The following is an 8483-nucleotide window of genomic DNA, read 5'->3' on the forward strand; positions in this document are numbered from 1 at the left end:
GTTTCAGTCAGCGCGAAGGCGTTAAACAGTGAAAGCATCTTGCAGCAGTTTTTCCTGCTGCTCGGCGTGCATCGACGCATAACCACACGCAGGTGCAGCAGATGCATCACGGCCGGCGTACTCCAGGCCCAGGGCCTTGTTGTGGTTACCGATGCTGCGACGCAGGTGATGCTGGCTGCTGTACCACGCGCCCTGGTTCATCGGTTCTTCCTGGCACCACACCACGTTAGTGAGGTTGGTGTAAGGCGCGATGGCCTCCATCAGGTCGTCTTCCGGGAACGGGTAAAGCTGCTCGATACGCACGATGGCGATGTCTTCGCGGCCTTCGGCACGGCGTTTTTCCAGCAGATCGTAGTAAACCTTGCCGCTGCACAGGATCAGGCGAGTGACCTTGGCTGCGTCCAGCGTATCGATTTCTGGAATCACGGTCTGGAACGAACCATCGGCCAGATCTTCCAGGGTCGAGATGGCCAATTTGTGACGCAACAGCGATTTCGGGGTCAGCACTACCAGCGGCTTGCGCAGCGGGCGGATCACCTGGCGACGCAGCAAGTGGTAGATCTGGGCCGGGGTGGTCGGCACGCACACCTGGATGTTGTGCTCGGCGCACAGTTGCAGGTAGCGCTCCAGACGTGCCGAGGAGTGCTCCGGCCCCTGACCTTCATAACCGTGCGGCAGCAGCATGGTCAGACCGCACAGGCGGCCCCACTTGTGCTCACCGCTGGTGATGAACTGGTCGATCACCACTTGGGCACCGTTGGCGAAGTCGCCGAACTGGGCTTCCCAGATCACCAGCGCGTTTGGCGTGGTGGTGGAGTAACCGTATTCGAACGCCAGTACGGCTTCTTCGGACAGGAACGAATCGTACAGGTCGAAACGTGGCTGGCCTTCGTACAGGTGCTTGAGCGGAATGTAGGTGCTGGCGTCTTTCTGGTTGTGCAATACCGCGTGACGGTGCGAGAACGTACCACGGCCGATGTCCTGGCCGGTCATGCGGATCGGGTGACCTTCGAACGCCAGGGTCGCGTACGCCATGGTTTCGGCGTAACCCCAGTTGATCGGCAGGCCGCCGGCTTGCATCTTCTGACGGTCTTCGTAGATCTTCGCAACCTGGCGCTGCACCACGAAACCTTCTGGAATTTCCAACAGTTTGGCGGACAGTTCCTGCAGGGTCTTGAGGTCGAACGTCGTGTCGTGACGGGCAGTCCAGGCATGGCCCAGGTATGGGCGCCAGTCCACGAACAGCTCTTTGTTCGGCTCTTTAACCAGGCTTTTCACTACGTGCAGACCATTGTCCAGCGCGTTGCGGTATTCATCGACTTTCGCCTGAACACGCGCATCGTCTACCACACCGGCCTTGATCAGGTTGTCGGCGTACAGCTCACGGGTGGTGCGCTGCTTGGTGATCTGCTGGTACATCAACGGCTGGGTGCCGCTTGGCTCGTCCGCTTCGTTGTGACCGCGACGGCGGTAGCAAACCAGGTCGATCACCACGTCACGCTTGAATTGCATGCGGTAGTCGACAGCGAGCTGGGTCACGAACAGCACGGCTTCCGGATCATCACCATTCACATGGAGGATCGGCGCCTGGATCATCTTGGCAACGTCGGTGGCGTACTCGGTGGAACGCGCGTCCAACGGGTTGCTGATGGTGAAGCCCACCTGGTTGTTGATGACGATGTGAACGGTACCGCCGGTCTTGAAGCCGCGAGTCTGCGACATCTGGAAGGTTTCCAGGACCACGCCTTGACCGGCGAATGCCGCGTCACCGTGGATGGAAATCGGCAGAACCTTCTCACCGGTGGCGTCGTTACGACGGTCCTGGCGAGCACGCACCGAACCCTCGACCACTGGAGAAACGATTTCCAGGTGGGATGGGTTGAAGGCCATGGCCAGGTGAACTTCACCGCCGGTGGTCATTACGTTGGACGAGAAGCCCTGGTGGTATTTAACGTCACCGGAACCCAGCTCGACCTTCTTCTTGCCTTCGAACTCGTCGAACAGTTCACGCGGGTTCTTGCCGAAGGTGTTGACCAACACGTTCAGGCGACCACGGTGAGCCATGCCGATCACGATTTCCTTGGTGCCGTAGGAACCGGAACGCTGGATCAGCTCGTCGAGCATCGGAATCAGGCTTTCGCCGCCTTCCAGGCCGAAACGCTTGGTGCCTGGGTATTTGGTGCCCAGGTATTTTTCCAGGCCTTCGGCGGCGGTTACGCGCTCGAGCAAGTGGCTGCGCACATCGGCGGACAACACCGGACGGCCACGCACGCCTTCCAGGCGATGCTGGAACCAGTGACGCTGCTCGGAATCGGTGATGTGCGTAAACTCAGCGCCGATGGTGCGGCAATATGTCTGCTGCAACGCTTCGTGAATTTCGCGTAGGCTCGCTTCCTCTTTGCCGATGAACAGGTCGCCGGCACGGAAGGTCGTATCAAGATCGGCATTGGTCAAGCCGTAATGATTGATCGACAGGTCAGCAGGTGCAGGACGCTTCCAGAGCCCCAGCGGGTCAAGCTGGGCCGCCTGGTGGCCACGCATCCGGTAGGCCTGGATCAGTCGCAGTACTTCAACTTGCTTCTTCTCGTGCTCACTGCTCACGCTGCCGGCGGAAACCGGTTGGGCGCGGCGCTGGTTCTTTGCCAGCAGCACAAACTGATCGCGAATTGTTGCATGCGATACATCGGTGGCAGCGTTGCCGTCTGAAGACAACGTCTGAAATTTGGTGCGCCATTCTTCTGGCACAGCGTTAGGGTCGTGCAGGTAGAGCTCATAAAGCTCTTCCACATAGGCAGCGTTACCACCTGAAAGATAGCCGCTGTTCCACATGCGCTGCATCACGCTTTCTTGCATGCTTGGTCACCCTCGGTTAGGGGACACCACCGGCGAAGACACCGAGTCTGCTTGCAAAAGGCCGAGTGCAGCGACCAAAACAAGCCACTTAGGATCACGCTGATAGTCCGGGTACCAACCCGGATGCCCCTGCTTGTCTCATTTCTTCAAAATAAGAGCCGCGACCTTGTAAGTCGCTGCTCAGGTTAAAACTACGGCGCCGGTTGAAGCCTGCGCCGCAGCATCTACGGGCACAACGGTCCTGCTTTGCTACAACGTCGCTTACACGCCGCTTTGCAGCAGCATGTTACGGATGTGACCAATGGCCTTAGTCGGGTTCAGGCCTTTGGGACATACGTTGACGCAGTTCATGATCCCGCGGCAGCGGAATACGCTGAACGGGTCATCCAGTGAAGCCAGACGCTCGGAGGTCTTGGTATCACGGCTGTCTGCCAGGAAGCGATAAGCTTGCAGCAGAGCGGCTGGACCCAGGAATTTGTCCGGGTTCCACCAGAAGGACGGGCACGAAGTCGAGCAGCAAGCGCACAGGATGCACTCGTACAGACCGTCGAGCTTTTCACGCTCTTCCGGGGACTGCAGACGCTCGATGGCCGGAGCCGGCGTGTCGTTCTGCAGGAACGGCTTAACTTTCTCGTATTGCTTGTAGAAGATGCTCATATCGACGACCAGGTCACGGATAACCGGCAAACCTGGCAGAGGACGAACGATCAGCTTGTTGCCTTTCACCACGGCGGACAGCGGCGTGATGCACGCCAGGCCATTCTTGCCGTTGATGTTCATGCCGTCGGAGCCACAAACGCCCTCGCGGCAAGAGCGACGATAGGAGAAACCTTCGTCCTGCTCTTTGATCAGTGCCAATACATCCAGCACCATCAGGTCTTTACCACCGGTATCGACCTGGAACTCCTGCATGAACGGCGCAGCGTCCTGATCAGGGTTGTAGCGATAAACACTGACTTTCAACATGGCAGCCACCCTTAGTAAGTCCGAATCTTCGGTTCAAACGTCGGAACCGTCTTCGGCGAGAAGTTCACGGCACGCTTGGTTACGCGCTTGTCACCCGGGAAGTACAGGGTGTGGCACAACCAGTTTTCGTCGTCGCGATCTTCAAAGTCTTCACGGGCGTGGGCACCACGGGATTCTTTACGAACCTCGGCGGCGATCGCAGTCGCTTCAGCCACTTCCAGCAGGTTTTGCAGCTCAAGGGCTTCGATACGGGCAGTGTTGAACGCCTTGCTCTTATCGTTGATCTTGACGTTGGCGATGCGCTTGCGCAGGTCAGCCAGCTGAGCAATACCCTTCTGCATGTATTCGCCGGTACGGAATACACCGAAGTAGTTCTGCATGCAGCTTTGCAGCTCGCGACGCAGGGTAGCCACGTCTTCGCCATCGGTACGCTCGTTCAGAGCGTTCAGGCGCGCCATGGCCCGGTTGATGTCGGCTTCGGTCGCGTCGTCGTAATGGATACCGTCGGTCAGCGCCTTTTCCAGGTGCAGGCCGGCAGCGCGGCCGAATACCACCAGGTCGAGCAGCGAGTTGCCGCCCAGACGGTTGGCGCCGTGTACCGATACGCAAGCCACTTCGCCTACGGCGAACAGACCGTGGATGATCTCGTCCTGGCCGTCGGCATTCTGGGTGATCGCCTGGCCGTGAATGTTGGTCGGCACGCCGCCCATCATATAGTGGCAAGTCGGAACAACCGGAACCGGGGCAACTACCGGGTCAACGTGGGCGAAAGTCTTGGACAGTTCGCAGATACCTGGCAGGCGGCTGTGCAGTACTTCTTCACCCAGGTGATCGAGTTTCAGCAGTACGTGGTCGCCATTCGGGCCACAGCCGTTACCGGCGATGATTTCCTTGACCATCGAACGGGCCACGACGTCACGACCGGCAAGGTCTTTGGCGTTCGGAGCGTAACGCTCCATGAAACGCTCGCCATGCTTGTTGATCAGGTAACCACCTTCACCACGGCAACCTTCGGTCACCAGTACACCGGCGCCGGCAATACCGGTCGGGTGGAACTGCCACATTTCGATATCTTGTACCGGCACGCCAGCACGCAGAGCCATGCCGACGCCGTCACCGGTGTTGATCAGGGCGTTGGTGGTCGAAGCGTAGATACGGCCTGCGCCCCCTGTCGCCAGAACGGTAGCGTTGGCGCGGATGTAGGTGGTTTCACCGGTTTCGATGCAGATGGCGATCACGCCGACGAATGCACCGTCGGCGTTCTTCACCAGATCCACCGCGTAGTACTCGTTCAGGAACGTGGTACCGGCTTTCAGGTTGCCCTGATAAAGGGTGTGCAGCAGCGCGTGACCGGTACGGTCGGAAGCGGCGCAGGTACGGGCAGCCTGCCCGCCCTTGCCGTAATCCTTCGACTGACCGCCGAATGGACGCTGGTAGATACGGCCTTGCTCGGTACGGGAAAACGGCAGACCCATGTGGTCCAGCTCGAACACCGCGGCCGGGCCTTCCTGACACATGTATTCGATAGCGTCCTGGTCACCGATGTAGTCGGAACCCTTGACGGTATCGTACATGTGCCAGCGCCAGTCATCGTTCGGGTCGGCGGAGGCGATGGCGCAAGTGATGCCACCCTGGGCCGATACGGTGTGAGAACGAGTCGGGAACACCTTGGTGATCACGGCAGTCTTGTGACCGCCCTGGGCCAGCTGCAGCGCTGCGCGCATGCCCGCACCGCCGCCACCAATAATGATGGCGTCGAAGGAAATAGTTGGAATGTTAGCCATGAATCAGATACCCCAAAGAATCTGCACACCCCAGACGAAGTAAGCGAACATCGCGACGCCGCATACTGCCTGGAAGAGGAAACGTACTGCGGTCGCGGACTTGCCCAGCGCCATCGGCGTCAGGTAGTCGGTCGCGATGGTCCACATGCCGACCCAGGCGTGAGCGCCCAGGGCTACAAGGGCCAGCAGACTGAAGATTCGCATCGCATTATGGGAAAACAGGCCGTGCCATTGCTCATAGCCGATGCCCGGATTTGCGACGAGGTATCCGATCAGGAAAATGAAATAAGCCGCGAGAACGACCGCAGACACACGCTGTGCCATCCAGTCATAGAGGCCCGAACGCGAAAGGTTCGTAACGCTGGTTACCATATCCAAACTCCTGCCAGAACGATCAGCACCACGGAAATGGCGATGATGATTTTCGAGCCCAGGCGGCCGCCTTCCAGCGTCTCACCGATACCCGCATCCATGATCAAGTGGCGCACACCGGCTACCAGGTGATAAAGCAGAGCGGACAGGAGGCCCCATGCTACGAACTTGGCCAGCGGGCTGGTCAAGCATGCCTTCACCTCGGCGTATCCTTCCTCGGAACCCAGGGATTTGCTCAATGCATAAAGCATGATGCCCAAGCCCAGGAAGAGGATGATGCCGGAAACACGGTGCAGGAACGACGTAACGCCGGTGATGGGGAGTTTGATGGTCCTTAGGTCTAGGTTTACAGGTCGTTGGCTATTCACGGCTTTTTTTCACACTGAAGAGCCCCTAACAATCAGGGCAAAGTTGTTGGGGAGTGCACTGGTCAGGTAACCACCACCCAGGGATGCGACCCCCATCAAATCAGGCCCAAAAGCCCCTGGCGGTCGGAGGCCGAGTATAGACAGTTAGGTTACTAATGACAACGCGCACTCCTCACCCGAATAGCGCATTGCTTTAACCGGATAAAAGGCGTAAATGGCAGGCAATTTCGACGAAAAAGTATGGTTAAAGCCTTCTGGAGCAAGACTTTAGGCAAATTGACATCTGAATTTATCTCACTATAGTGGTGCGGGCCCTGCGTGGGGGGTCTGTCTGATGATTTGAAGCATAAATAGGAGGCCACATGGCTGACAAAAAAGCGCAGTTGATCATCGAGGGCGCAGCCCCCGTCGAGCTGCCCATTTTAACCGGCACCGTTGGTCCCGATGTAATCGACGTACGGGGCCTGACGGCCACGGGCCGTTTCACATTCGACCCAGGCTTCATGTCGACCGCCTCTTGCGAGTCGAAGATCACCTATATCGATGGGGATAATGGCATCCTGCTGCATCGGGGCTACCCGATCGAGCAACTGGCTGAGAAGTCGGACTACCTGGAAACCTGCTATTTGCTGCTAAATGGCGAATTGCCAACCGCCGAGCAGAAAGCCAAGTTTGTCAGTAACGTCAAGAACCACACCATGGTTCACGAGCAGTTGAAGACCTTCTTCAACGGTTTCCGTCGCGATGCCCACCCGATGGCGGTCATGTGTGGCGTGGTCGGCGCCCTGTCGGCCTTCTATCACGACTCCCTGGACATCAATAACCCGCAGCATCGCGAAATCTCCGCGATCCGCCTGGTTGCCAAGATGCCGACCCTGGCCGCGATGGTTTACAAGTACTCCATGGGTCAACCCATGATGTACCCGCGCAACGACCTGTCGTACGCGGAAAACTTCCTGCACATGATGTTCAACACCCCGTGCGAGATCAAACCGATCAGCCCGGTACTGGCCAAGGCGATGGACCGGATCTTCATCCTCCACGCCGACCACGAGCAAAACGCCTCCACTTCTACCGTACGCCTGGCCGGCTCTTCGGGTGCCAACCCGTTCGCCTGTATCGCCGCCGGTATCGCCGCATTGTGGGGCCCTGCCCACGGCGGTGCGAACGAAGCCGTATTGACCATGCTCGATGAAATCGGCGATGTCTCCAACATCGACAAGTTCATCGCCAAGGCCAAGGACAAGAACGATCCGTTCAAGTTGATGGGCTTCGGTCACCGCGTCTACAAGAATCGCGACCCGCGTGCCACCGTGATGAAGCAGACCTGCGACGAAGTGTTGAAGGAACTGGGCATCAAGAACGACCCGCAACTCGAACTGGCCATGCGCCTGGAAGAGATCGCCCTGACCGACCCTTACTTCATCGAACGCTCGCTGTACCCGAACGTCGACTTCTACTCGGGGATCATCCTCAAGGCGATCGGCATTCCAACCAGCATGTTCACCGTGATCTTCGCTCTGGCGCGGACCGTGGGCTGGATCTCCCACTGGAAAGAAATGCTCTCCAGCCCGTACAAGATTGGCCGCCCGCGCCAGCTGTACACCGGCTACGAGTCGCGTGACATTACCAAGCTGGAAGATCGCAAGTAAGCACCGACTGCTTGTTGCAATGAAAACGGCCTCCCTTCGTGGAGGCCGTTTTTGTTTGTGTCGGCTGACCTGTTCGTTCCCACGCTCCGCGTGGGAACGCATACCGGGGCGCTCTGCGTCCCAAGGCGTGACGCAAAGCGTCACAAGAGGCATTCCCACGCAGAGCGTGGGAACGATCAAACCACTCGCATGACATTACGAAGCTGGAAAATCGCAACCAAGCCGATCGTTCCCACGCTCCGCGTGGGAACGCATACCGGGGCGCTCTGCGTCCCAAGGCGTGACGCGGAGCGTCACAAGAGGCATTCCCACGCAGAGCGTGGGAACGATCAAAACCAGTCGCGTGATATTACGAAGCTGGAAAATCGCAACCAAGCCGATCGTTCCCACGCTCCGCGTGGGAATGCATACCGGGGCGCTCTGCGTCCCAAGGCGTGACGCAAAGCGTCACAAGAGGCATTCCCACGCAGAGCGTGGGAACGATCAAA

At 58.4% G+C, this 8483-nt stretch carries 6 protein-coding genes; 1 reads left to right on the forward strand and 5 read right to left on the reverse strand.

All coding sequences use genetic code 11. The features are described 5' to 3' along the window. Window positions 1–21: 21 nt before the first annotated feature. From JBE38_RS26165 to sdhC, 5 genes are all read right to left on the reverse strand, one after another. Window positions 22–2853, reverse strand: a complete 2832-nt coding sequence (locus JBE38_RS26165) for a 2-oxoglutarate dehydrogenase E1 component (protein WP_090365959.1) — start codon at window positions 2851–2853, stop codon at window positions 22–24. A gap of 261 nt (window positions 2854–3114) precedes the next feature. After that, window positions 3115–3819, reverse strand: coding sequence for a succinate dehydrogenase iron-sulfur subunit (locus JBE38_RS26170; RefSeq protein WP_003172807.1), 705 nt, complete (start codon window positions 3817–3819; stop codon window positions 3115–3117). Between the two features lie 11 nt (window positions 3820–3830). Further along, window positions 3831–5603 (reverse strand): succinate dehydrogenase flavoprotein subunit, encoded by a 1773-nt coding sequence (sdhA, locus tag JBE38_RS26175; RefSeq protein WP_060754520.1) that lies wholly within the window; start codon window positions 5601–5603, stop codon window positions 3831–3833. 3 nt (window positions 5604–5606) lie between these two features. Then, window positions 5607–5975: a succinate dehydrogenase, hydrophobic membrane anchor protein gene (sdhD, locus tag JBE38_RS26180; RefSeq protein ID WP_003172805.1), complete on the reverse strand. Its 369-nt coding sequence runs from the start codon at window positions 5973–5975 to the stop codon at window positions 5607–5609. Further along, window positions 5969–6343 carry a succinate dehydrogenase, cytochrome b556 subunit gene (sdhC, locus tag JBE38_RS26185; protein ID WP_016979564.1) on the reverse strand — a complete coding sequence of 125 codons (375 nt, stop codon included), beginning with the start codon at window positions 6341–6343 and terminating at the stop codon, window positions 5969–5971. The genes sdhD and sdhC overlap by 7 nt, the downstream gene beginning before the upstream one ends. A 362-nt stretch (window positions 6344–6705) precedes the next feature. Here sdhC and gltA point away from each other — a divergent pair, with 362 nt between their 5' ends. Next, the gene (gene gltA, locus JBE38_RS26190; protein ID WP_060754521.1) at window positions 6706–7995 is read left to right on the forward strand and encodes a citrate synthase; all 1290 of its coding nucleotides are present in this window, start codon (window positions 6706–6708) and stop codon (window positions 7993–7995) included. The last annotated feature ends 488 nt before the right edge of the window (window positions 7996–8483 follow it).

This window comes from Pseudomonas sp. ICBG1301, assembly GCF_016918385.1.
Taxonomy (GTDB): Bacteria; Pseudomonadota; Gammaproteobacteria; order Pseudomonadales; family Pseudomonadaceae; genus Aquipseudomonas; species Aquipseudomonas palleroniana.